This window comes from Rhizobacter sp. P3_C12 (assembly GCF_056402735.1).
Window position 1 is genome coordinate 1 of sequence record NZ_JBFUGW010000086.1, and the last position, 23,559, is coordinate 23,559.

Here is a 23,559-nt window from a genome sequence, read left to right on the forward strand (position 1 = left end):
CCCTCGGTCTTGGCCGCGCCGCTGTCGGCACTTCCCTTGCCTTCGCCGCCCGACGCAGCGGCACCGGTGGCCGGCGGGTTCGAGCCGTTGCGGAAATCGGTCACGTACCAGCCCGAGCCCTTCAGCTGGAAGCCCGCGGCCGTCACCTGTTTCTGGAAGGCTTCAGCCCCGCAATTCGGGCAGACGGTGAGCACGGGGTCGGAGATTTTCTGCAGCACGTCCTTGGCGTGGCCGCAGGCCGCACACCGGTAGGCGTAGATGGGCATGGCTAAGCCTTTGATTCAAAACGCGAAATTATAGGTGGCACCGCCAGGGTGCCCGGCCGCCGGGGCTTCACCGGCGGCGCCGGCCTCAGGCGTTCAGCCCCGCGATCGTGCCGTGGCGCGGCTCGTGGCGGTTCTTCAGCACCTGCGGCGCCAGCGAACCGACGATCATGCCCGCAAACGCGGCGATCAGCCCGGCCAGCTGCTTCGGGAACACCGCATCGAGGTTGGAGATGTCGGGGAAGAAGATCACCCACACCGCCACGCCGGCCGCCAGCGAGACGATCGCGCCCTGCGTGGTGGAGCGCTTCCAGTAGAGGCCCATCACCAGCGGCACGAACGCGCCGACCAGCGTGATCTGGTAGGCGCCCGACACCAGCTCGTAGATCGACGTGCCCTTCATCTTGATCGCGTAGGCCAGCACCAGCGCGGCGAACACGACGATGGTGCTGCGCATCGCGAACAGCTGCTCGCGGTCGGTCATGCCAGGCCGCAGGTTCTTCAGGATGTTCTCGACGAAGCTGGTGCTGGGCGCGAGCAGCGTGGCCGACGAGGTGCTCTTGATGGCCGACAGCAGCGCGCCGAAGAACAGGATCTGCATCACGAGCGGCATCTTGGTCAGCACGAAGGCCGGCAGCAGGCGCTGGTAGTCGTTCTTCGCGAGCTCGAGCGCGCTGTCGCCCATCACGATGACCGCGCAGCCGACGATGAACATCGGCACGAACGCGAACAGGATGTAGCTGACGCCGCCGATCATCGCGCCGTTGCGGGCGATCTCGGGGCTGCGCGCCGACATCACGCGCTGGAACACGTCCTGCTGCGGGATGCTGCCCAGCATCATCGTGAGGGCGGCGCCGATGAACATCGCGATCTCGGTGAAGGTGGGCGCGGGCAGGAAGGTCCACAGCTGCTTCTGCTGGGCCATCGCGAACACCTTGTCGGCGCCGCCGGCCAGGTCGCTCGCGAAGACGGCGATGACGGTGAGGCCGATCACCAGCACGATCATCTGGATGAAATCGGTCCAGGCCACCGCGAGGAAGCCGCCGACCACCACGTAGACCAGCACCGCGAGCGTGCCGACGATCATGCCCACGTTCTCGGACATCCAGCCGTTCGTCAGCACCGAGAACACGACGCCCAGCGCGGTGATCTGCGCCGCGACCCAGCCGAGGTAGCTCAGGATGATGGCCAGCGAGCAGAACACCTCGACGCCCTTGCCGAAGCGCTTGCGATAGAAATCGCCGATGGTCAGCAGGTTCTGCTTGTAGAGCTTGGTCGCGAAGAACAGGCCGACCAGGATCAGGCAGGTGCCGGCGCCGAACGGGTCCTCGACGATCGAGCCCAGGCCGCCCTGCACGAAGCGGGCCGGGATGCCCATCACGGTCTCGGCCCCGAACCAGGTGGCGAAGGTGGTGGTGACCACCATGATCAGCGGCAGGCTGCGGCCGGCGATTGCGAAGTCGCTGGTGTTCTTGATCCGGGTGCCGGCCCAGATGCCCAGGCCGAGGGTGCCCAGCAGGTACAGCACGACGAAGGAAATCAGGGTGGTGTTCATCGACCTAGGCTTGCGGCGCGGGGTGGGAGGCGGGCAGGATTATCCATGCAGGAGCACCCGGCAATGCAAGTCCCGGACCCGGGTTTCACCTATCTCTTTCACTTACCGCCAGTGGGTCATCACCTGGGTCGCAACCAATCCCAGCAGGAACCCGACCGCCCCGTAGATGATCGCCCGCAGCAGCCGGTTGGTGCGCCGCTGCTCGGCCAGCACCGCCTCGAGCAGCCGCGGCTCGGTGCCGCGCGGCGTGCGCAGCGCGTCGTGCAGCAGCCGCGGCAGTTCGGGCAGCAGCTGCACGTAGCGGGGCGCCTCTTTCTTCAGGTGCAGCAGCAGGCCGCGCCAGCCGACCTGCTCGTTCATCCAGCGCTCGAGGAAGGGCTTGGCGGTGTTCCACAGGTCGAGTTCGGGGTCGAGCTGGCGCCCCAKGCCCTCGACGTTCAGCAGCGTCTTCTGCAGCAGCACCAGCTGCGGCTGGATCTCCACGTTGAAGCGCCGCGAGGTCTGGAACAGCCGCAGCAGCACCTGGCCCAGCGAGATGTCCTTCAGCGGCCGGTCGAAGTGCGGCTCGCAGACCGCGCGGATCGCGCCCTCGAGCTCGTCGACGCGGGTGTTCGCCGGCACCCAGCCCGATTCCACGTGCAGCTCGGCGACGCGCTTGTAGTCGCGTCGGAAGAACGCGATGAAGTTCTGCGCGAGGTAGTCCTTGTCGAACTCGGTGAGCGTGCCGACGATGCCGAAATCGAGCGCGATGTAGTGCCCGAAGGTCTTCGGGTCGACGCTGACCTGGATGTTGCCCGGGTGCATGTCGGCGTGGAAGAAGCCGTCGCGGAACACCTGCGTGAAGAAGATCGTCACGCCGTCGCGCGCGAGCTTCGGGATGTCGACACCGGCGTCGCGCAGCCGCTGCGCCTGGCTGATCGGCAGCCCGTACATGCGCTCCATCACGATCACGGTGGTGGTGCACAGGTCCCACACCATCTCGGGCACCAGCACGAGGTTCAGCCCCTGCATGTTGCGGCGCAGCTGCGCAGCGTTGGCCGCCTCGCGCACCAGGTCGAGCTCGTCGTGCAGGTAGTTGTCGAACTCGGCCACCACCTCGCGCGGCTTCAGGCGCTTGCCGTCCGACGACAGGCGCTCGATCCAGCGCGCGATGCTGCGCAACAGCGTCAGGTCGTCCTCGATCACCGCGAGCATGCCGGGGCGCAGCACTTTCACGGCCACCTCGCGCCCGCTTTTCAGCGTGGCGAAGTGCACCTGCGCGATCGACGCACTGGCCACCGGCTCGGCATCGAAGCTCGCGAAGATGTCCTCGATCTGCCGGCCGTAGGCGTGCTCGACCAGCTGGCGCGCGAGCGCTGCCGGGAACGGCGGCACGCGGTCCTGCAGCCGGGCCAGCTCGTCGGCGAGGTCGTCGGGCAGCAGGTCGCGGCGGGTCGACAGCACCTGGCCGAACTTGACGAAGATCGGCCCGAGCCGCTCCAGCGCCTCGCGCAGCCGTGCGCCGCGCGGCGCGTGCAGGCGGCGGCCGAGCGTCATCACCCGCACCAGGGCCCGCACCCAGCGCTGGCGGAAGCCCGACAACGCGAGCTCGTCGAGCCCGTAGCGCAGGACGATGAAGCCGATGAACAGCAACCGCAGCAGGTGCCTCATCGTCAATCGCCGCGGCGCTTGACCAGGCCCTGCAGCACGTGCACCGCCTCGCGCAGGCCGCCGGCCACCATCGCGGCGAAGCGCGAGAGTTCATGCGCCGGGGCCGGGCCGATGATCTTGGCGAGGTCGTCCTGCAGGTCCCAGCGCAGGTTGTCGATCAGCCAGCTGACGTCGGCGGCGAAGGCCGAATCGCCCTCGATGCCGACCTTCGGGCGCACGCCGCCGAACCACTGCGCGGCCAGGCGCGCCGGGTTCGAGGCGTCGAGCGTCACGCGCAGGTCCGGGTTCGCGGGCGGCTCCTCGCCGCACCACTCGAGCAGTCCGGCCGGCGTCACGCGGAACGCGATCTGCGGCGGTGGCGGCAGCAGCGGGGGCCAGCCGGTGAGCGCGAGCTGCACGCTGCGGCCGGCATGCGGCTTGAGCCGGTCGGTCGCGACGGTCTCGGACGCGATCACGTGATTGAGCAGCAGGGTGATGCGCTCCAGCGCACCGGCGCCGAGCGACGCGAAGAAGGCATTCAACATGCGCGGGATTGTAGGTGGCGGACCGCGACCATCCATCCCGGGGGCTGTCGGACGGCGGGGTGCGACCCTATGATCCAGCGCCCTGCTCCCTGCTCTGCATTCCATGCCCACCATCCTGCTGACCGGTGCCACCGGCTACATCGCGTCCCACACCTGGCTTGCACTGCAGGCCGCCGGCTTCGACGTGGTGGGGGTCGACAACTTCGCGAACAGCTCGCGCACCGTGCTGCAGCGCCTGGTCGAGCTGGGCGGGCAGGCGCCGGTCTTCATCGAGGCCGACGTCTGCGAGCGCGCGGCGATGGACGCGGTGTTCAGCCAGCACCGCATCGATGCGGTGGTGCACTTCGCGGCGCACAAGGCGGTCGGCGAATCGGCGCAGAAGCCGCTGGAGTACTACCGCAACAACCTGGGCGGCCTGATCAACGTGGCGCAGGTGATGCAGGACCACGGCTGCAAGCGGCTGGTGTTCAGCTCGTCGGCCACCGTCTACGGCCAGCCCGAGCGGCTGCCGATCACCGAGGATGCAGCCTTGTCGGCCACCAACCCCTACGGCACGACCAAGCTGCTCGGCGAGGAGCTGTTGCGCGAGCTGGCGCGCTGCGATGCGGCCTGGCAGATCGCTTTCCTGCGCTACTTCAACCCGGTGGGCGCGCACCCGAGCGGGCGCATCGGCGAGGACCCGCGCGGCGTGCCGAACAACCTGATGCCGTACGTCGCGCAGGTGGCGGTCGGCCAGCGCGAGTTCCTGCAGGTGTTCGGCGACGACTACGAGACGCCCGACGGCACCGGCGTGCGCGACTACATCCACGTGATGGACCTGGCCGACGGGCATGTGGCGGCGCTGCGCTTCCTGCTGGAGCAGCAGCGCTCGCTGACGGTGAACCTGGGCACCGGCCGCGGCTACAGCGTGCTGGAGGTCGTGAAGGCCTTCGAGCGGGCGAGCGGCAAGCCGGTGCCGTACCGCATCGCGCCGCGGCGGCCGGGGGATGTGGCGGCCTGCTATGCGGATCCGGCCTTGGCGCGCGAGCTGCTCGGCTGGTCGGCAACGCGCGGCATCGATGCGATGTGCGCGGATGCGTGGCGATGGCAGAGCGGGAATCCGCGCGGGTTCGCGTAGCCCGGGTGACAACCCGGGACCCGGATTGGCATCCGGGCTACTTGAAGCGCTCTGTCAACCGCCGCCCGATCGCAGCCACCAGCTGCCGCCGCGCCGCCTCGCGCGAGAATGTGTGATCCGCCTCGTCGATGAACTGCAGCGCGAGGTCGCCGGTCTTCAAGGCCCGCCGCGCCGTCTGCCGCGCGCCGTCCTGCAGCATGTCCCAGCCCGGGTCGTTGGACGACACGAACAGCGCCACCTGCTGCTTCGCCGCGAACAGCTGGCGCAGCTGCCGCGACAGCAGCGGCCCGCGCGACGGGAACAGCAGCTCGTTGAGCGCGCTGACCCGCGACATCACCTGCTTGCGCAGGTGCGACAGCACCACGCCGCCGAGGTAGACCAGGTTCACCTGCCCGCGCAGCAGCTTCTTCCAGCTGTCGAGCCGGCGCATCGTGCCCTTGTAGTGCGCCACCGCCGAGAAGTGCTGCGTGTCCACCGCATCGCCCTCGACCCAGCGCCAGGTCAACGGGTTGATCAGCACCAGCTCGCTGACCAGCGCCGGCTCGACCAGCCCGGTCTGGAACGCGGTGTACGCGCCGGAGCACAGCCCCATCAGCACGAAACTGCGCACGCCGTAGCGCTCGCGCAGGCTGTGCAGGATCTGCCGCGCATCGGGCACCGCGCTGTCGGGGTACGGGTGGTTCTCGCGCCCGGTGCCGCGCTGCACGCTGTCGCCCAGGCCTTCGAGGTCGCAGCGCACCGTCGGGAAGCCGAGCGCGGCGAACTCGCGCGCGAGCGTCACGTACAGCCGGTTCGGCCCGACGTGGTGCACGGTGCCGGAGTTGAACAGCACGATCATCGGCCGCGCCGAACTGGAGCCACCGGCGTCGGCGCCATCGGCCTGCACATGCAGCCCGAACAGCTGCCCTTCGCTGCCGAGCGCGCACAGCGTCTCGGTCAGCATCGCGGTGCGGCCGTCGGCCAGCGCATGCGCGAAGCGCGCCTGCACCGCGCCGGCCGGCGTCGGCAGCACGGGCGGTGCCGCCTCGCGCAGCGCGGTCTGCGCGACCATCCACTGCACGATGCCGTCCAGCGCCTGGCGCGGCACGACGGTGTGCACCGGCTCGGCCATCATGTCGGCATAGCCGGCACAGGCGATCGCATCGGTCGCGATGCCAAGCGTCAGCAGGTGCTCGCGCAGCGCTTCTTCCTCGCCGATCAGGTCGTCGCGCGCCACCAGCAGTGCACGGCCGCTGACGCGCAGCGCCTCGCGCGTGAGCTGCACGCCCTTCACCGCCTCCTGCGTCTCGCGGCTCACCAGGAAGCCCGCTGGCTCCAGCGGCGCGCTGACCGGCCGCTGGCCGCCGCCGGCCGCCATGTCGAGCGCCTGCAGCTCGCGCACATGGCGGCGGCCCGAGGCGCACACGTTCCACAGCACCAGCCAGTCGACCTCGCGCTGCACGGCGACCAGCGCCGCGAGCGTCGCGCCGAGCCGCATGCCGAGCAGGCCGACGCGTGCGCTGCCGCTGAGCGATTGCGCCGCGGCGATCGCTGCATGGATGTCGTCCTGCCAGCGCTGCAGGCGGCCGGCATCGGTCTCCAGCCCCGGCGAATCGCCGGTGCCGTGGTAGTCGAAGCGCAGCGCCGGCACGCCCGAGCGCGCGAGGTCGTCGGCCAGGTGGCGCAGCGAGCGGTGGCCGTGCGCGTACTCGTAGCCCATCGGGTTGCAGATCACGACGACCGCATCGCGGCGCGGCACCGCATCGGCCACGTGGTACCAGCCGAACAGCGGCTTCTCGGCCGTGCCGAGCATCAGCGGCTCGCGCCTCACCTCGGGGCGGCGCGTGGCGTCCGGCTGCAGCGGGATGTCGTCAGTCCGCACGGACGGTCACCGTCTCTCGCAGATTCAGCGCGCCGAGGTGCGCCTTGAACTTGCGCGGCGCGGCGTCGAGCGGGTGCAGGCGCAGCGTGCGGCGCGACTGCGGCGCCAGGTGGAAATGCAGGTCGTCGGCCGCGTAGCCGGCGCACTCGATGTGCACCGACTGGATCAGCGCGGTGCTCTCCAGCGTCAGTTCGACGCTGCCGTCATCGAGGCGCACGGCCTGTGCCGTCAACGCACCGGCGCGCTGCGGCGGCAGGTTCAGGCCATGCGGGAAATGGAAATCCTCGGCCAGCGTCTCGCCCGCCTCGTTCTTCAACCGCGCGACCGCCACATCGTGCTGCGGCGGCCCGAAGCGGTACGCATACGCGGTGTCGGCGAAGTGCCCGACCAGCGCATCGGCCTGCAGCGCGAGGCTCTCGTTCGCGGCCAGCATCACGCCGAGGCTGCCGCCGGCGGTGCGCACCTGGCCGTCCTGGTAGAGCGTGAACTCGACGCTGCCGGCGAACGGCGCGCCGCCCTCGTTGTGCACCTGCAGCTGCAGCCCGTCGAGCCCGCCGTCGGTGATCAGCACGGTGCGCGCGGCCCAGGCGCGCTTCAGCGCCCAGTACACCGCCTTCGGCCGGCCGGTGCTGTCGATCAGCCCCCAGCCGGCGCCCGGCCACAGGTCCTTCAGGAACCACACCAGCCCGCCGCCGCAGACGCCGCCCGGTGCCCGCCACTCGGCGAACACGCGCTTCAGCACCTCGCCGGTGACCGCGCGCGACAGCGCGAGGTAGCGCGCGATGTCGGTGCTGCGCAGCGCGACCGGATCGAGCCCGGTCAGCTCGCGCAGGTAATGGTCGCGGATGTCCTCGAAATCCCAGCCGGCGCCGTTGTCGCGCGGCTGGCGCTGCTTCCACAGCGGGTGGTGCGGCGCGATCGTCGGCTGTCCGGCCAGCAGCTCGATCGTCTCCGGCTCGGGCACGTGCGAGAAGCCGAGGCACTCGGTGGTGAACTTGACGCCCGCGTGTTTCGCGTCGCTGACCGGCCGCCGGTACGCGCCGACGCCGTAGTAGTGCGAGATGCCGACGCCCACGTGGAACGGCAGCGCGCCCTCGCACGGCGACGACCGGAAGTACGGCACGCCGGCATGGCGGCTCGCGCAGCGCGCCGGCAGCGTCTCGCTGAAGAAATCGTTGCTCCACTCCGAGGCCGGCAGGCCCAGCATCGCGGCCTGCTGCTCGACCTCGCTGCCACCGCAGTACGCGGCAATGCACGGGTGCGCCTGCAGGCGGTGGAGTTGCTGGTCGGCTTCGCGCTCGATCTCGGCGCGGAAGGCCTCGTCGGCGACCGGGTAGTCCATGTTGGCGAACATGAAGTCCTGCCAGACGAGGATGCCGAGCTCGTCGCACAGCGCGTAGAACGCGTCCGACTCGTAGGTCATCGTGCCGCCGATGCGCAGCATGTTCAGGCCGCCGTCGCGCGCGAGCGTCAGCGTGCGGCGCAGCTGCTGCGGGTCGCCATGCAGCCGCAGGAAATCGTCGGTGGTCCAGCAGGCGCCGCGGCAGAACACCGGCGAGCCGTTGACGTGGAACTGCACCAGGCCCTCGTCGCGCCGCACCTCGACCTGCCGGAAGCCGATGCGGCCGCGGTCGATCGAGATCCATTGCGTGCCCTGGCGCAGCTCGACCGTGCAGGCGTGCAGCGCGGGCGTGCCGTGTGTGTGCGGCCACCACAGCGCCACATCGGGCAGCCGCAGGTCGGCCGACAGGGTGTCGCCGTCGAGCGCGAGCGCATGGGTGCGGTCGCCGATGCGCAGCCGCGCCTCGGCCACGTCGCTGCCGGGCGTCAACGCGACGCGCAGGCGCAGCCGGGCCACGCCGGCCTCGGCATCGCACTGCAGGTCGATCGAGGCGAGGCCGCCGGGCGACACCGTCTCCAGCCACACCGGCTTCCACACGCCGACCGGGTGGATCGGAGGCGTCCAGCCGGGGATGCGGCCGAGCAAGGTGGTGCGCACCCAGCGCAGGTTCTGCGCCTCGACCAGTGCGGTCTTCCAGCGCGGGCGCGGCTTGCGGGCCGCGAGTTCGCCGTCGAGCGAACGGAAGCGGATGCGCAGTTCGTTGTCGGGCCGCAAACGACCGGTCACGTCGACCCGTTCGGTGGTGAACATGTTGCGCGTGCTCAGCACCAGCTCATCGTTCAGCCACACATCGGCGAGGCCGGCGAGGCCGTCGAAGCGCAGCTGCTGGCGGTCGAGCCCACGGGGCGCGGGCGCGCTGAAGCGGCAGCGGTACCACCAGTCCTGCGCGTCATAACGCCCGTGCGGCGTGTCGAGCTCGACGCCGAGGCTCGCACCCACGGTGCCCAGTTCGCGCACCGGCGCCCAGGCCAACCCCTCAGCCGCACCCGCGGCGATCTCCCAGCCGCTGTCCAGTGCGATCGCCGAGTCCATGGCCGCGTGCGTCACCCGTGTTGTCGACGCAGCTCGCCGATGCCTTGCGCCCAGGCCTCGCCCATCGCATCGATCGGCGACAGGTCGAGCGCCTTCTTGCGGGCCATCGAGCGCGCGAGCTGGAACTGGAAGGCCTTCGCGGTCTGCGAGATCTGCGCGAACGCATCGGCCGGGGCCGCCGCGTCGACGCCCTGCGCGGCGAGCCAGCGCAGGTAGGTTTCGGCCAGCTCGAAGCAGGCGCCGTACTGGCGCAGCGTCGCGAACGAGTAGGTGTGGAAGACCGTGATGTCGGACTGCATCAGCCAGTCGAGGTCTTTGGCGAACTGCGTCTTGAAGCGCTCGAACGGGTTGCTGGCCGGCACGCGCGTCAGGTGCTTGCGCAGCAGCGCGAGCGAGCCGTCGACGAGGGCCGCACCGGTCGGCGGCGTGAAGCCGGGCCGGGCCTTCAGGTACTCGATGTACGGCGGCAGCATGCGTTCGTGCACCAGCCCGTCGAGCTGGAACACGTCGCGGAAGTCATCGCCTTCCAGCGCGTAGAAGCCCTGGTTGTGGAAGTAGTCCATGCGACGCGCCTTCACGTCGATCGCATTGACGCCGACCGTCGACTTGGTGTGCGCGAGCTGGTAGGCCGAGCCGGCGGTGTCGGGGAGGAACCACGAGTCGAGCTCCACCAGCACCGGCCGGCCCTGCGCGACCTGGTCCTCGATGTGGTCGACCAGCGGGCGCCAGACGGCGAGTTCCTGGATGTCGACGCCGTACAGGTCGTACAGGTCGCCGTCGGGGAACTTGAAGAAGGTCCACTGGTCGCCTTCGAAGTCGACGCCGAGCGTGAACGCAAGCGCCGGCACCGGGTCGTGGCCGAGGCCGTGCAGCAGCTCGATCAGCACGTCGGCGTAGCAGTTGGTCTCGGCCCAGGTGCGCGGCGCGGTGTGGATCGGGTGGCGCTGGAAGCTCGCCGGCTCGATCGGCAGGACACGTTTCATGCGGTCCTCGTCACGCCATCGCCAGCTGCTGGCGCACCTCGTGCGGCCAGCGCTTCGGGTCGAATCCGTGCGTCTTCAGCAGCGCGAGCGCGATGCGCTCCAGCCCGAAGCCGATGCAGGCGGTGTGGGCCGGCGTGCCGTCGGCCTGCAGGATGTCGAACGAGACGCCGAAGTGGTCGAGGTGGTAGTTGCACGAGGTGATGGCGGTCGGCTTGTCTTCCTTGCAGATCGGCACCACGAGTTCGTACTTCAGGTCCTGCTCGCGCTGCGTGGCCTTCATGATGCGCGCGCCGCGGCCGAAGAACGGGTCGTCGGCCAGCACCTTCTTGACCGGCAGGCCCACCGATTCGAGGATGGCCTGGCCGCGCGCGAGCCAGTCGTTGCGGTGGTTCAGCGCCTGGTCGGGCGTGCCGAGGCGCACGAACTCGCGCTGGCGGAAGATCTGCATGCGGGCCGGATCGTCCGACGGTTCGTGGCGGAACACGAAGGTCTTCAGGTCGACGACGCGGCCTTGTGCCGACAGCGTGCCGGTGGCGGTCGGGTACAGCGGGTAGCAGGCAGCCGGCACCAGCATCACTTCGGCCGGCGTCAGCGCGGAAGTCCAGTCTTCCTTCGCCTCGAACTTGCCGAGCATGGCCTGGTGTTCTTTCTCGCCGCCGAGGAAGCTGTGCACCGAGCCCATCAGGTCGGGAAAGTTGTTGATGTGGTCGATGCGCGCGTAGTGCGCCCGCGGAAAGATCGGCGGGAAGCGCATCACCTCGGCGGTCTGGAACGCACCTTCGCGCGTCACCAGGCCCTCGAACTGGTCGATGATGTTCTCGAAGGTGCCGCTGCGGCCGTAGACGCCGCGCACGCCCGAGGGAATCAGCAGGCCGGCTTCGATCAGTTCGGCCTGGTACTGCTTGTAGGGGTCGTCGTGTTGGGTGCACATGGCTTTCTTGTCCTTCTGGAATGGTGCTCAGTCGCGCGCGCAGCTTGGGGCAAGGCGACTGGGCTGGGGGCTCATGCCGGGGCGGTCGACCCTGGCGGGCCGACTGCACGAAGAAGCTCGGCTTCGGGGGTGCATCGGCAAACTCCCTCCACTCACTTCGTTCGTTGTGGTCAAACACAGCCGATGAGTCAGTCTACGAAGCGTGCTGCGCACGCCACCCCCGAAACCGATCTTCTTCGTCGCCCCAGAAATCGCCCCCAGCCCAGTCGCCTTGCCCCAACCTGCGGTCGGAGCGTGTTCGGCGACGTCTTCGACGCAGTGGGCCGACGGTTCCGCAAAGGCGCGGGTGGGTAGGCTGTGGAGCGCCAATAGGGACGGGGCGCCGGAGCTGGCTGGTTTCATGGCCCGCGTGCGCCAGCACGCTTCGTGAACTGACTGTCGCCGACTGTTTGACCACAACGAACGAAGTGAGTGGCGGGAGTTTCGGCGACGGGCCATGAAACCAGTCAGCGCAGGGGAGTCTTCGCCCCCCGGGGGGGAAGACCGGCCCGGCCGGCGAGCCACAGCCTGCCCACCCGCGCCTTTGCCGCACCCATCGGAGAACGTATTCATCTCATTCAGTCAGCGTTGGACGATCTGCATGGTGGCGCTCTGGCCAAGAATGCGGTCGTTGTTGACCATCAGCGCCGCGCCATACGCATCGCGCAGGTGGCGGCCCAGCGTCAGCTTCGAGTCGTTGCGGTAGCCCTGGATGCCGCAGATCAGCATCGCCTTGCCGACCACCTCGACGACGAACTGCGAGGCCGTCAGCTTCAGGTTGTTGATGTTGATCGCGAAGGCGAAGCCCGTGTAGGCCTCGGGATCGTTCGCGAGCAGCAGGTCGTGGTACTCGCGCAGCGTCTGGTACACGCCGCCACGCATCGAGAACAGCACCGTGTCGAGTTCGGCCAGGCGCGTCGCCGAGATCGGCGTCACGCTCGGGTTCTTGCGCGCCTCGGCCCGCACCGCGCTGCGCGCCCGGTTCACCGCGTCGATCGACAAGCCCAGCCACAGCGAGGCCCAGACCACGTGCGAGAACGGGTGCATCGTGCGGCGGTGGATGTCGGCATACGGCTGCGGCAGGATCTGCTCCACACGGCCCTGCGACTTCAGCACGAAGCCTTCGCTGCAGGTCCCGCGGAAGCCCAGCGTGTCCCAGCCCGACAGCTTCGTCAGCTCGTAGTCGCTCTTGCGCACCAGCACCTGCACCTGGTCGTTGCGGGCCGCGTCTTCCGACTTGCGGCAGGTCACGAGGATCGCATCCGCCGTCGCGCCGTACGAGATCACCGGCGTCTGCTTCTCCAGCGTGAAACGGTCACCGCTCACCTGCACCGCGCACAGGCTGGAGCGCACGTCGCCGCCGATGCCCAGTTCGGTGGTGGCCGATGCGATCAGGTACTGGTGCTCGACCATCTCACGCGCATAGCCGCGGAAGAACTCCGACTCGAGCGCGTGGTGCACGATGCAGCCGACCTGGATCTGGTGCATCGCGAAGATCATCGCGGTGGAACCGCAGTACTGGCCCAGCACCTCGCAGATCTGCGACAGGTCGCTGATGTTCAGGCCCATGCCGCCGTACTCCACCGGCACGTAGCAGCTCAGCAGCTTCTGCTGCTTCAGCGCCGCGTAGGCCTCGTGCGGAAAGCGCGCATCGCGGTCCACCTCGGCGGCGTGCGGCGCGATGATGTCGCGGCCGATGCCGTGCAGCCCTTCGAGCAGGGCGGGCAGTTGGGGGCTCAGGCGGGTCGGTTGCGACATATCGTCTCCAGGAATGGCGGCAATGCAGCGCTTCAGGCGCTGACGAGTTCTTCGATGGCTTCGGACAGCGAGCGGATGCTCTCGAAGGTCTTGCGGCCGAGCATCTTGTCGGAGAACTCGATGTCGAAGCCGTCTTCCAGCGCCAGCATCAGGTTGACCGTCGTCAGCGAGGTCAGCCCGGCGGCGTACAGGTCGCTGTCTTCGGTCAGCGTGGCGGCGTCCACCGACAGGCGGGCGTGCTTGGCGATGATGGAACGGATCTTCTCGGTGTGCATGGCTGTGTCCTGCTGCGGTTCAAACAAAAAAGAAAGCTCTGCTGCGCACCGCGTGTCGCGCAGCCTCGCGGAAATCAGACGGTCTGGCGGGCGCGCTGCACGTACCAGCCGATCGCCTCGTGCAGCCCGGCGCGCACGTCGTGGCTGGGTTCGTAGCCGAGCAGCCGGCGCGCCTTCGACACGTCGGCCAGCGAATGGCGCACGTCGCCGGCGCGGAAGCTGGCGTACTGCGGCGCCTCGACGCGCAGCGCCGGGCATTCGCGCTGCAGCGCCTCGGCCAGCGCGCCGTGCAGCTGGTTCAGCGTGGTGCGGTCGCCCACCGCCACGTTGAACACCTGGTTCGACGCCTCGGGCTCCTCGCTGATGCCGGCGCGCAGGTTGGCCTGCACCGCGTTCGTCACGAAGCAGAAGTCGCGCGAGGTCTCGCCGTCGCCGTTGATCACACAGCGCGAGCCCTCGAGCATCTGCGCCGCCCAGCGCGGGATCACCGCGGCATACGCGCCGTTCGGGTCCTGGCGCGGGCCGAACACGTTGAAGTAGCGCAGCCCGATCGTCGACAGCCCGTAGCAGCGGCCGAACACCTCGGCATACAGCTCGTTCAGGTACTTGGTGACGGCATACGGCGACAGCGGCCGGCCGATCTTGTCCTCGACCTTCGGCAGCGCCGGCGAATCGCCATACGTCGAGCTCGACGCGGCATAGACGAAGCGCTTCACGCCGGCCGTGCGCGCGGCCTCGAGCATCGTCAGGAAGCCGGTCGCGTTCGAGCGGTGCGTGGTCAGCGGGTCCTTGATCGAGCGCGGCACCGAGCCGAGCGCCGCCTGGTGCAGCACGATCTCGGCACCGTCGCAGGCCTGCGCGCAGCTCGCGAGGTCGGCGATGTCGCCGCGGATGAAGGTGTGGCGCGACCAGGCCTCCTCGCCGACGATGCGGCGCACCTCGTCGAGGTTGGCCTGGTGGCCGGTCGAGAAGTTGTCCAGGCTCGTGACCTGCTGGCCGGCGCGCAGCAGGTTCTCCAGCAGGTGCGAGCCGATGAAGCCGGCGCTGCCGGTGACGAGCCAGCGGCGCGGCGCGGCGCGCAGCTGTTCGAGCACGGGGTCCAGGAACTCGTTCGGCATGGCAGTCGTCGCCTCGTTCGTGATCACAGGCGCCACACGTTCAGGCCGCGTGCCCGCAGCGCCTTCGCATCGGCCTGGCTCTTGACGTCGACGTACAGGCCGTTCGGCACCAGCTTGGCGACGTAGTCGTCGATCGGACGCGCCTTCAGCGCCTTGTGCGGGACGGCGGCCACCAGGGCCTGCGCCTTCGGCAGCGCCTCCCAGCCGACCAGGTCGACGCCGTACTCGTGCCTGGCCTCGTCGGCCGCGGCCACCGGGTCGTGCACATGCACCGTCACGCCGTAGCTCTCGAGCTCGCGCACCACGTCGATCACCTTCGAGTTGCGCAGGTCCGGGCAGTCTTCCTTGAAGGTCAGGCCCAGCACGATGACGTTGGCGCCCTTCACCTGGAAGCCGGCCTGGATCATGTTCTTGATCGTCTGCTCGGCCACGTACTTGGCCATGCCGTCGTTGATGCGGCGCCCGGCCAGGATGACCTGCGGGTGGTAGCCCAGGCGCTCGGCCTTGTGGGTCAGGTAGTACGGGTCGACGCCGATGCAATGCCCGCCGACCAGCCCCGGTCGGAACGGCAGGAAGTTCCACTTGGTGCCGGCGGCCTCCAGCACCTCGAGCGTGTCGATGCCGATGCGGTGGAAGATCAGCGAGAGTTCATTGACCAGCGCGATGTTCAGGTCGCGCTGGGTGTTCTCGATCACCTTCGCGGCCTCGGCCACCTTGATGCTCGTCGCCGGGTAGACGCCGGCGGTGATGATGCTGCCGTACATCTCGGCCACCAGCTTCAGCGTCTCGGGCGTGTCGCCCGACACCACCTTGGTGATGGTCGTCAGCGTGTGCTGCTTGTCGCCCGGGTTGATGCGCTCCGGCGAATAGCCGACGAAGAAATCCTGCTTCCACTTCAGGCCGGACTCGCGCTCGATGATCGGGATGCAGACCTCTTCGGTCGCGCCGGGGTAGACGGTGGATTCGAAGACGATCGTCGCGCCGCGCTTCAGGTTGCGGCCGACCGAGGTGCTCGAGCCCACCAGCGGCGACAGGTCGGGGTTGTGGGCGTCGTCCACCGGCGTCGGCACCGCGACGACGATGAAGTCGGCTTCCTTCAGTGCGCTCGCGTCGGTGGTCGGGTGCAGCTGGCTCGCGGCCTTCAGCGCCTCGGTGCTGACTTCGCCGGTCGGGTCGATGTGTTCGCGGTAGGCGGCGATTTTCGGCGCCGACAAATCAAACCCGATGGTCTTGTATTTCTTGCCGAATTCAACTGCAAGCGGCAATCCGACATACCCCAGGCCGACGATAGCAACGGTGGTCATGAATCTATGGTTTGAAAGTGGGCCGCGAATCTCGCGCGGCATATTGAAAAAGCCCAGCGTTGCCACGGAAGAGAGTGCATCGCCGGACGAAAGACAGATGGTAGTGGAAGGGTTTGTTTCAAACTCGCCCCGATTACCGATACAGCCCCCGAACCTTGCTGCCGCTCCCCTTTTGGAATGGTCGGGATGATCGGAGAACCACCCCGCAGCGCCAATCCCTGAGTTACGGGGTTGGTGCTGCAACTTCTGCCGCGCGTGCCACGGGAACAGGCAGACTTTTCCGATTGTTTTTGTAACAGCCTCCCCGCGAACCCGGGGGTGCGGGCGGCCGCCCGTTCGGGCCCCCGAGGCCGCAGTCGTTGCACACGGCCGACAGTCCGGCGCCGCGATGTCAGCCATTCGGACATCCGATGGACGGTCTGTGTGCGCTGCACCACGAATCATCGCGAGTGGGTGCCCACGCGCCGGTCCATTCGTCGGATGCCCACCACAGCCATCTGTAACGTGTCTATCCCACATCTGGACACAGGTTGGTGAGTGGGTGCCAACACAATCCGTCCGGTCCAGGGACCGTGTCGGATCCTGGTGTCAGCTGGAACCGCGTGATGTCCCCGACCTCGATCCCCGCTCTCTCTTGTGTCTCGAAGTATCTGACGATGTTCGTGCTCGGCGCCGCCCTCGCGGCCTGCGGCGGATCGAAGAGCGATGACGGCGACGCCCCGTCGCCCGCGCCGCAGATGTCGGTGCTGTCCATCAACCGCATCGGCCAGGGCACGGTCGCGTCGACGCCGAACGGCATCGACTGCGGCAGCGACTGCTCCGGCTCGTACACGAAGAACACCGAGGTCACGCTGCATGCGGCCGCGGCACAGGGCAACCAGTTCGTCGGCTGGAGCGGGGTCGGCGTCGCGTGCACCGGCACCGGCGATTGCGCGGTGATGCTCGACCAGTCGAAGTCGCTGGTCGCGACCTTCAGCGCCGTGGACGCGCCCGAGTACGCGCTGAGCGTGACGGTCGCCGGCTCCGGCAGCGTCGCCGGCGCTTCGCCGTTCTCGTGCAGCACGGCCACCGATTGCAGCGGCACCTACGCCGCCGGCACGGTCGTCACGCTGACGGCCACGCCCGCCTCCGGCTACACCGTCGGCGCCTGGAGCGGCAGCGGCGTCAGCTGCACCGGCAGCACCTGCCAGGTCACGATGAGCTCGGCGCGCAGCGTCAGCGTCAGCTTCACGGCCGTCGCGGTGCCGACCTTCGCACTCGGCGTCACGGTCACCGGCTCGGGCACGGTGAGCTCCTCGCCGGCCGGCATTTCGTGCGGCAGCACCTGCGCGCACAGCTATGACCAGAACACCGTCGTCACGCTCAGCGCGGCGCCGGCCAGCGGCTATTCGTTCAGTGGCTGGAGCGGCGCGGGCTGCTCGGGCACCAACACCTGCGTGGTGACGATGTCGGCCGCGCGCACGGTGGCCGCCACCTTCGCCGCGATCCCGGCCAGCTCCTTCGCGCTGACCACCACCGTGACCGGCACCGGCCAGGGCACGCTGACCTCGAACCCGTCCGGCATCAACTGCCCGACCACCTGCAGCAGCACCGTGACCTCCGGCACCAGCGTGACGCTGACGGCGGCGAGCGGCAGCACCTCGACCTTCAGCGGCTGGAGCGGCGCCTGCGCGGCGACCGGCACCGTGACGGCCACCGGCGGCACCTGCACCGTGAAGGTCAGCGCCGCGACGCAGGCCGGCGCCGTGTTCACGCTGAACACCTATGCGCTGGCCGTCACCAAGGTGGGCAGCGGCACGGTGGCCTCGAGCGGCGGCAACATCGCCTGCGGCAGCAGCTGCGCCGCGAGCTTCAATGCCGGCACCGCCGTCACGCTGACCGCGACGCCGGCCACCGGCTACACCTTCACCGCCTGGGGCGGCGCCTGCACGGGCAGCAGCACCTGCGCGCTGACGATGAACGCCGCGAAATCGGTCACCGCCACGTTCACCGCCACCAGCACCGGCGGCGGTGGTGGTGGCACCAGCGGCAAGAGCTGGTTCGTCGCCACCACCGGCAGCGACAGCGCCGCCGGCACGCTGGCCGCGCCGTTCAAGAGCATCACGAAGGCGGTCGGCGTCGCGACCGCGGGCGACATCATCGAAGTGCGCGCCGGCACCTACTCCGAGGCGGTGGTGATCCGCACCGCCGGCACCTCGACTGCCCGCATCACGATGCGCGGCTACAACGGCGAGCGCCCGGTGCTGCAGCGCACCGGCGCCGGCCCGACGATCTACTTCTACAACAGCGCCTGCGACGAAGACGCCATCGGCAGCGGCACCGGCAACACCGACTGCTTCGCCAGCTGGTGGACGATCCAGGGCATGGAAGTGCGCGGCAGCACGGCCGGCGGCGACGACGGCAACGTGATCAAGATCGACACCGCCAAGGTGCGCATCCAGGGCAACACGCTGTGCTGCAGCGTCGCCGACATCGTCAAGCTGGTGCGCACCGCGAATGACGTCGAGGTGCTGGACAACGAGATCTACCAGAGCAGCAGCGTCGTGACGCCGGGCACCAATGCGCAGGGCGTGGACATCGTCGGCGCCAACAACACCCGCGTGGCCGGCAACTACGTGCACGACGTGCCCGATTTCGGCATGTACGCCAAGGGCAACGCGCGCAGCACGGTCTTCGAGAACAACCTGCTCTACAACATCGGGCGCAGCGACAACGGCCACGCGATCATGCTCGGCCAGGAGACCGACACCGATCGCCTGGTCGATGGCAACTACGAGAGCTACGACGGCATCGTGCGCAACAACGTGGTSGTCAACGCCACCTGGGCCTGCGTCGCGACCTCGTCGTCGTCGAACGTGCGCATCTACAACAACAGCTGCTACAACACCGCCACCGCCGGGCAGGGCTCGATCTTCGTGTCGAACGAGTCGGAGATCGGCACCAAGGGCGTCAACATCGAGATCTACAACAACATCATCTACGGCTCGGCCGGACGCCCGCTGATCAAGGTGAACGCCGACGCGCTGGCCGATTTCTCGACGCTGCGCATCGACGGCAACATCTACTGGGTGACCGGCGGCGCGCCGACCTTCATGCTGAAGGACAACAGCGTCTCGGCGTCGCTGTGGGCCCTGCAGTACGCGACCGCGAGCTCCGGCCGCACCGACACCAGCCGCATCGTCGACCCGAAGTACGCCAGCACCACCGTGACCGGCGCGACCAGCAAGCCGCTGACGCTGTCGACCGGCAGCCCGGCGATCAACACCGGTGTCGCGACCTCGCTGGTCACGACCGACTACATCGGCACCGCTCGACCGCTGAACGGCAAGATCGACGTCGGCGCCTACGAATATTGACCCCCCCGAAGCGCCTTCGGCGCCTCCCCCCAAGGGGGCGCCGCCAGCGGCCCGGCAAAGCCGGTTCCGCGGCGTCTGCTGGGTTTTCCTGATCCTGGAAGCACCTATGAAGCACTTTCGCCTGTTGGCTGCCCTCGCGACCGCCCTGACCCTCGCTGCCTGCGGCAAGGGCGAGGACGACACCCCGGCGGAAGCCAACCAGGCGACGCTCACCGTCAGCCGCGTCGGCCAGGGCCAGGTGCAGTCGAGCCCCGGCGGCATCGACTGCGGCAGCGTCTGCGCGAAGAGCTTCGCGGCCGGCGCCTCGGTGACGCTGAGCGCCGAGCCGGCCAGCGGCTACGACTTCGTCGGCTGGAGCGGCAGCGGCCTCGACTGCAAGGGCACCGGCGACTGCGCGGTGGCGGTCGAGAGCTCGAAGGCGGTGACCGCCACCTTCAGCCAGCAGGCCGGAACGCGCTTCAACCTCGCGCTGACGATCGCCGGCTCCGGCAGCGTCAGCGCCGACGTCGGCGGCCTGACCTGCGCCACCGCCAGCGACTGCATCGGCAACTACGCGGCCAACAGCGCCGTCACGCTGACCGCCGCGCCGGCCACCGGCTACGCCTTCAGCGGCTGGAGCGGCAGCGGCCTCGCCTGCACCGGCAGCACCTGCCAGGTGCAGATGGGCAGCGCCCGCTCGGTCACCGCCACCTTCACCGCGGTACCGACCGCGAACTTCGCGCTGAACGTGATCCTGAGCGGCTCGGGCAGCGTCAGCTCGTCGCCGGCCGGCATCAGCTGCGGCACCACCTGCAACAAGAGCTTCGCGCAGGGCAGCAGCGTCACGCTGACCGCCACGCCGAACAGCGGCTTCACCTTCAGCGGCTGGAGCGGCGCGGGCTGCACCGGCAGCGGCAGCTGCAAGGTGACGATGAGCAACGCGCAGAGCGTCACCGCGAGCTTCACGCCGACGCCGTCCGGCATGGCGGCCATCAACGTCAAGGTCGACGGCAGCGGCAGCGTGCTGTCGGCGCCGTCGGGCATCAACTGCCCTGGCGACTGCAGCGAATCGCTGCCGATGGGCACCCAGGTCAAGCTGACCGCCCAGGCCGCCGCGAAGCAGCGCTTCACCGGCTGGACCTCCGGCTGCACCGGCACCGACGCCACCTGCAACGTCACGCTGTCGAGCGCGACCTCGGTCAATGCGGCGTTCCAGGCCATCACCTACACGCTGACGGCGACCAAGACCGGCTCGGGCAGCATCACCTCGTCGACCGGCGGATTGAATTGCGGCGCGACCTGCGCGGTGAGCCTGGAGACCGGCACCGCGACCACGCTGACCGCGACGCCGGCCGAGGGCTTCCAGTTCGCCTCGTGGGGCGGCGCCTGCGCGAGCAGCAAGGTGGCGACCTGCAGCCTGACGATGAGCGCGAACCAGGCGGCCAGCGCGACCTTCACCGAGAAGCCGAAGTACACGCTGACGGTCGCGAGCGCCGGCGCCGGCAGCGGCACCGTGGCGATCGCGACGCCGACCGGGCTCAGCTGCGGCGCGTCGTGCACGCAGAACTTCGCATCGGGCACCGTCGTGACGCTGAACGCGACGCCCGGTGCGAGCGCCACCTTCAGCGGCTGGAGCGGCGCCTGCACCGGCACCGGCGCCTGCACGGTGACGATGACGCAGGCCGCATCGGTCACCGCCAGCTTCGCATCGACCGCACCGGCCGACACCACGCCGCCCACCGTCTCGAGCACCACGCCGGCCACCGGCGGCACCTCGATCGGCATCGCGACCACCGTGTCGGTGAGCTTCTCCGAAGCGGTCAACTGCAGCAGCGTGACGAGCGCGAGCTTCGGCATCACCGGCGTCAGCGGCACGGTCTCGTGCAGCGGCTCGACCGCGATCTTCACGCCGGCAGCGAGCCTGGCGTACGCGACCAGCTACACCGCGCAGGTGACGACCGCGGTGAAGGACACGGCCGGCAATGCGATGGCGGCCGCGAAGTCGTGGGCCTTCACGACCGGCGCGGCACCGGTCGCGGGCGGCGCGTTCAGCTTCATGGCCTACGGCGACAGCCGCTCGGGCAACGGCTGCGACGGCAACACGGCGCACATCGCGCTGGTCGGCCGCATGGTGGCCGAGCCGGCGTCGTTCGTGTTCAACCTCGGCGACATGATCACCGGCTACGACAAGTCGACCAACTGGGTCCAGCGCGGCGATTGCCCGAGCGATGCGTCGAAGGGCAGCTTCAAGGAGATCATCGCGCCGCTGCAGACCAAGACGCCGGCCGCCGGCCTGCCGGTCTTCTACTACCCGGTGGTCGGCAACCACGACGACAACTTCGGCGACGGCTGGTACCCCGACAAGTTCGGCGACGGCTTCTGCAGCGTGTTCGACCCGAAGCAGCTGGTGCCCAACCACACGCAGAACAAGGCGTACTTCAAGGACTGGACGACCTCCAGCATCAAGCACTACAGCGATGCGGAGTTCTACACCGCCGCCTGCGCGACCACGCGCAACGGCGTGTACCCGGACTTCATGTACTACTCGTTCGACTACAAGAACACCCACTTCGTCGTGCTGCGGATCAACTCCGACTACTTCGACCTGATGGAGTGCTCGAGCAATTGCACCGCGGCGAACGAAGGCAACTACGACGCCTACTACTACAAGCACCAGCTCGACTGGCTGCGCTACGACCTGGCGAAGGCGGTGGCCAACACCGCCATCCAGAACACCGTGGTGCTGATGCACGCGCCGGTGATCTCGTACTCCGACGGCCACGCGCCGGTGGCCTCGTGGCCGACGCTGGTCAAGGAGTTCAGCAAGTACAAGGTGAAGATGGTGATCTCGGGCCACAGCCACGTGTACGAGCGCTCGGTGCCGGTGTATGCCGACGATGCCAACCCGAACGGCGTGCGCGACGATGCCAAGGGCACCGTCTACGTGGTGACGGGCGGCGGCGGCTCGGCGCTGGCCGGTTTCAAGACGCTGGGGCCGCTGAATGCGAAGGCGACCGCGGCGCACCACTACATGAAGCTGGACGTGAACGGCAGCACGCTGACGGTCAAGACGATCGGCAAGGACGGCACCGTCCTCGACTCGTTCTCTAGATAAATTGAATGACATCGCATCCACCTGTCTGAGGGGGATGCGCGGCGCCTCAAGTGCCGGCTCACGTCAGACAATCGGGACTCGCCCGGGTACTGCCCGGGCGCCGTCGTTTTTCCCGAGGTGTTGACGTGGTCATCAGCAGAATCCAGCAGTTCGCGGCAGCCGCCGCATTCGTCGTTGCCGGCCTGGCCGGGTGCAGCGGAGGCGGTGGCGGCGGGTCCGGCGATGGCGGCGGTGAGCCGACCGGCCCGCAGCTCGCGCTGCAGGTGCACGTCGACGGCTCCGGCAGCATCACCTCGACGGTGGCCGGCCTCGGCTGCAGCAGCGACTGCAGCGTCTCGCTGACCCAGGGCACGAGCTTCGTGCTGAACGCGGTGCCGGCCACCGGCTACGTGTTCAGCGGCTGGGGCGGCGCCTGCAGCGGCACCGGCTCACTCAACAGCACTTGCACCGTGACGATGAGCGCCGCCACGGTGGTGAGCGCAAGCTTCACACCCGGCGGCAGCGCCAGCGGCAAGAGCTGGTTCGTCAGCGCCACCGGCAGCGACAGCGCGGCCGGCACGCTGGCGGCGCCGTTCAAGACGATCACGAAGGCGGTCGGCGTCGCGACCGCCGGCGACACCATCGAGGTGCGCGCCGGCACCTACAGCGAAGCGGTGGTCATCCGCACCGCCGGCACCTCGACCGCGCGCATCACGCTGCGCGGCTACAGCGCCGACCTGCCGGCGCGCCCGGTGCTGCAGCGCAGCGGCACCGGCCCGACGATCTACTTCTACAACGACGCCTGCGACGAAGACGCCATCGGCACCGGCAGCGGCAACACCGACTGCTTCGCCAGCTGGTGGACGGTGCAGGGGCTGGAGGTGCGCGGCAGCACCACCGGCGGCGACGACGGCAACGTGATCAAGATCGACACGGCCAAGGTGCGCATCCAGGGCAACAAGCTGTGCTGCAGCAACGCCGACGTGGTCAAGCTGGTGCGCACCGCGAATGACGTCGAGGTGCTGGACAACGAGATCTTCCAGAGCARCAGCGTCGTGACGCCGGGCAGCAACGCGCAGGGCATCGACATCGTCGGCGCCAACAACACCCGCGTGGCCGGCAACTACGTGCACGACGTGCCCGACTTCGGCATGTACGCCAAGGGCAATGCGCGCAGCACGATCTTCGAGAACAACCTGCTGGTGAACATCGGCCGCGCCGACAACGGCCACGCGATCATGCTCGGCCAGGAGACCGATTCCGACCGGCTGGCCGACGGCCGCTACGAGAGCTACGACGGCATCGTGCGCAACAACGT

The 23,559-nt window shown here is 68.9% G+C and carries 16 protein-coding genes; 4 read left to right on the plus strand and 12 right to left on the minus strand.

All coding sequences use genetic code 11. The features are described from left to right. From AC1DXV_RS15260 to AC1DXV_RS15275, 4 genes are all read right to left on the minus strand, one after another. On the minus strand, positions 1 to 266 hold a 266-nt coding region (locus AC1DXV_RS15260), incomplete at its 3' end, for an FmdB family zinc ribbon protein (protein WP_477934320.1). 85 nt (positions 267 to 351) lie between these two features. Then, entirely contained in the window at positions 352 to 1,818 is a 1,467-nt protein-coding gene (locus tag AC1DXV_RS15265) for a high affinity choline transporter 1 (RefSeq protein ID WP_477871948.1), read from the minus strand. 102 nt (positions 1,819 to 1,920) lie between these two features. Then, positions 1,921 to 3,468: a ubiquinone biosynthesis regulatory protein kinase UbiB gene (gene ubiB / locus AC1DXV_RS15270; RefSeq protein ID WP_477934322.1), complete on the minus strand. Its 1,548-nt coding sequence runs from the start codon at positions 3,466 to 3,468 to the stop codon at positions 1,921 to 1,923. A 2-nt stretch (positions 3,469 to 3,470) separates the two neighbouring features. After that, the gene (locus AC1DXV_RS15275; protein ID WP_477873926.1) at positions 3,471 to 3,992 is read right to left on the minus strand and encodes a hypothetical protein; all 522 of its coding nucleotides are present in this window, start codon (positions 3,990 to 3,992) and stop codon (positions 3,471 to 3,473) included. 103 nt (positions 3,993 to 4,095) lie between these two features. Between AC1DXV_RS15275 and galE the strand changes: the two genes are divergently transcribed. Further along, positions 4,096 to 5,109 carry a UDP-glucose 4-epimerase GalE gene (gene galE, locus AC1DXV_RS15280; protein ID WP_477934324.1) on the plus strand — a complete coding sequence of 338 codons (1,014 nt, stop codon included), beginning with the start codon at positions 4,096 to 4,098 and terminating at the stop codon, positions 5,107 to 5,109. Between the two features lie 37 nt (positions 5,110 to 5,146). On the opposite strand, the gene AC1DXV_RS15285 is transcribed toward galE, so the two are convergent. The 8 genes from AC1DXV_RS15285 to AC1DXV_RS15320 form a co-directional block, all read right to left on the minus strand. After that, complete coding sequence (locus tag AC1DXV_RS15285) at positions 5,147 to 6,970, minus strand: alpha/beta fold hydrolase (protein WP_477934326.1); 1,824 nt, start codon at positions 6,968 to 6,970, stop codon at positions 5,147 to 5,149. Then, positions 6,960 to 9,404: a glycoside hydrolase family 2 protein gene (locus tag AC1DXV_RS15290; RefSeq protein WP_477934328.1), complete on the minus strand. Its 2,445-nt coding sequence runs from the start codon at positions 9,402 to 9,404 to the stop codon at positions 6,960 to 6,962. Before AC1DXV_RS15290 ends, AC1DXV_RS15285 begins: the two co-directional genes overlap by 11 nt. An 11-nt stretch (positions 9,405 to 9,415) precedes the next feature. Then, positions 9,416 to 10,387, minus strand: coding sequence for a DUF1839 family protein (locus tag AC1DXV_RS15295; protein ID WP_477934330.1), 972 nt, complete (start codon positions 10,385 to 10,387; stop codon positions 9,416 to 9,418). A gap of 10 nt (positions 10,388 to 10,397) precedes the next feature. Then, entirely contained in the window at positions 10,398 to 11,318 is a 921-nt protein-coding gene (locus tag AC1DXV_RS15300) for an amino acid--[acyl-carrier-protein] ligase (RefSeq protein ID WP_477934332.1), read from the minus strand. A 621-nt stretch (positions 11,319 to 11,939) separates the two neighbouring features. Next, complete coding sequence (locus AC1DXV_RS15305) at positions 11,940 to 13,115, minus strand: acyl-CoA dehydrogenase family protein (protein WP_477872793.1); 1,176 nt, start codon at positions 13,113 to 13,115, stop codon at positions 11,940 to 11,942. Positions 13,116 to 13,147: 32 nt separating this feature from the next. Next, entirely contained in the window at positions 13,148 to 13,390 is a 243-nt protein-coding gene (locus AC1DXV_RS15310) for an acyl carrier protein (RefSeq protein ID WP_047503230.1), read from the minus strand. Positions 13,391 to 13,464: 74 nt separating this feature from the next. Beyond that, positions 13,465 to 14,508: an SDR family oxidoreductase gene (locus AC1DXV_RS15315; RefSeq protein ID WP_477934334.1), complete on the minus strand. Its 1,044-nt coding sequence runs from the start codon at positions 14,506 to 14,508 to the stop codon at positions 13,465 to 13,467. 23 nt (positions 14,509 to 14,531) lie between these two features. Beyond that, complete coding sequence (locus AC1DXV_RS15320) at positions 14,532 to 15,812, minus strand: nucleotide sugar dehydrogenase (protein ID WP_477869663.1); 1,281 nt, start codon at positions 15,810 to 15,812, stop codon at positions 14,532 to 14,534. Positions 15,813 to 16,417: 605 nt separating this feature from the next. Here AC1DXV_RS15320 and AC1DXV_RS15325 point away from each other — a divergent pair. From AC1DXV_RS15325 to AC1DXV_RS15335, 3 genes are all read left to right on the plus strand, one after another. Next, positions 16,418 to 19,168 carry an InlB B-repeat-containing protein gene (locus AC1DXV_RS15325; protein WP_477934336.1) on the plus strand — a complete coding sequence of 917 codons (2,751 nt, stop codon included), beginning with the start codon at positions 16,418 to 16,420 and terminating at the stop codon, positions 19,166 to 19,168. A gap of 106 nt (positions 19,169 to 19,274) precedes the next feature. After that, the gene (locus AC1DXV_RS15330; protein ID WP_477870507.1) at positions 19,275 to 22,262 is read left to right on the plus strand and encodes an InlB B-repeat-containing protein; all 2,988 of its coding nucleotides are present in this window, start codon (positions 19,275 to 19,277) and stop codon (positions 22,260 to 22,262) included. 125 nt (positions 22,263 to 22,387) lie between these two features. After that, positions 22,388 to 23,559: right-handed parallel beta-helix repeat-containing protein (locus AC1DXV_RS15335; RefSeq protein WP_477934338.1), on the plus strand; the 1,172-nt coding region annotated here is incomplete at its 3' end.

Coding starts and splice junctions, on each gene's coding strand:
- AC1DXV_RS15290 (WP_477934328.1), bottom strand. CDS start 9,404: ATGGACTCGGCGATCGCACTGGACAGCGGCTGGGAGATCGCCGCGGGT.
- AC1DXV_RS15320 (WP_477869663.1), bottom strand. CDS start 15,812: ATGACCACCGTTGCTATCGTCGGCCTGGGGTATGTCGGATTGCCGCTT.
- AC1DXV_RS15295 (WP_477934330.1), bottom strand. CDS start 10,387: ATGAAACGTGTCCTGCCGATCGAGCCGGCGAGCTTCCAGCGCCACCCG.
- AC1DXV_RS15265 (WP_477871948.1), bottom strand. CDS start 1,818: ATGAACACCACCCTGATTTCCTTCGTCGTGCTGTACCTGCTGGGCACC.
- AC1DXV_RS15315 (WP_477934334.1), bottom strand. CDS start 14,508: ATGCCGAACGAGTTCCTGGACCCCGTGCTCGAACAGCTGCGCGCCGCG.
- AC1DXV_RS15330 (WP_477870507.1), top strand. CDS start 19,275: ATGAAGCACTTTCGCCTGTTGGCTGCCCTCGCGACCGCCCTGACCCTC.
- AC1DXV_RS15275 (WP_477873926.1), bottom strand. CDS start 3,992: ATGTTGAATGCCTTCTTCGCGTCGCTCGGCGCCGGTGCGCTGGAGCGC.
- AC1DXV_RS15305 (WP_477872793.1), bottom strand. CDS start 13,115: ATGTCGCAACCGACCCGCCTGAGCCCCCAACTGCCCGCCCTGCTCGAA.
- AC1DXV_RS15300 (WP_477934332.1), bottom strand. CDS start 11,318: ATGTGCACCCAACACGACGACCCCTACAAGCAGTACCAGGCCGAACTG.
- galE (WP_477934324.1), top strand. CDS start 4,096: ATGCCCACCATCCTGCTGACCGGTGCCACCGGCTACATCGCGTCCCAC.
- AC1DXV_RS15310 (WP_047503230.1), bottom strand. CDS start 13,390: ATGCACACCGAGAAGATCCGTTCCATCATCGCCAAGCACGCCCGCCTG.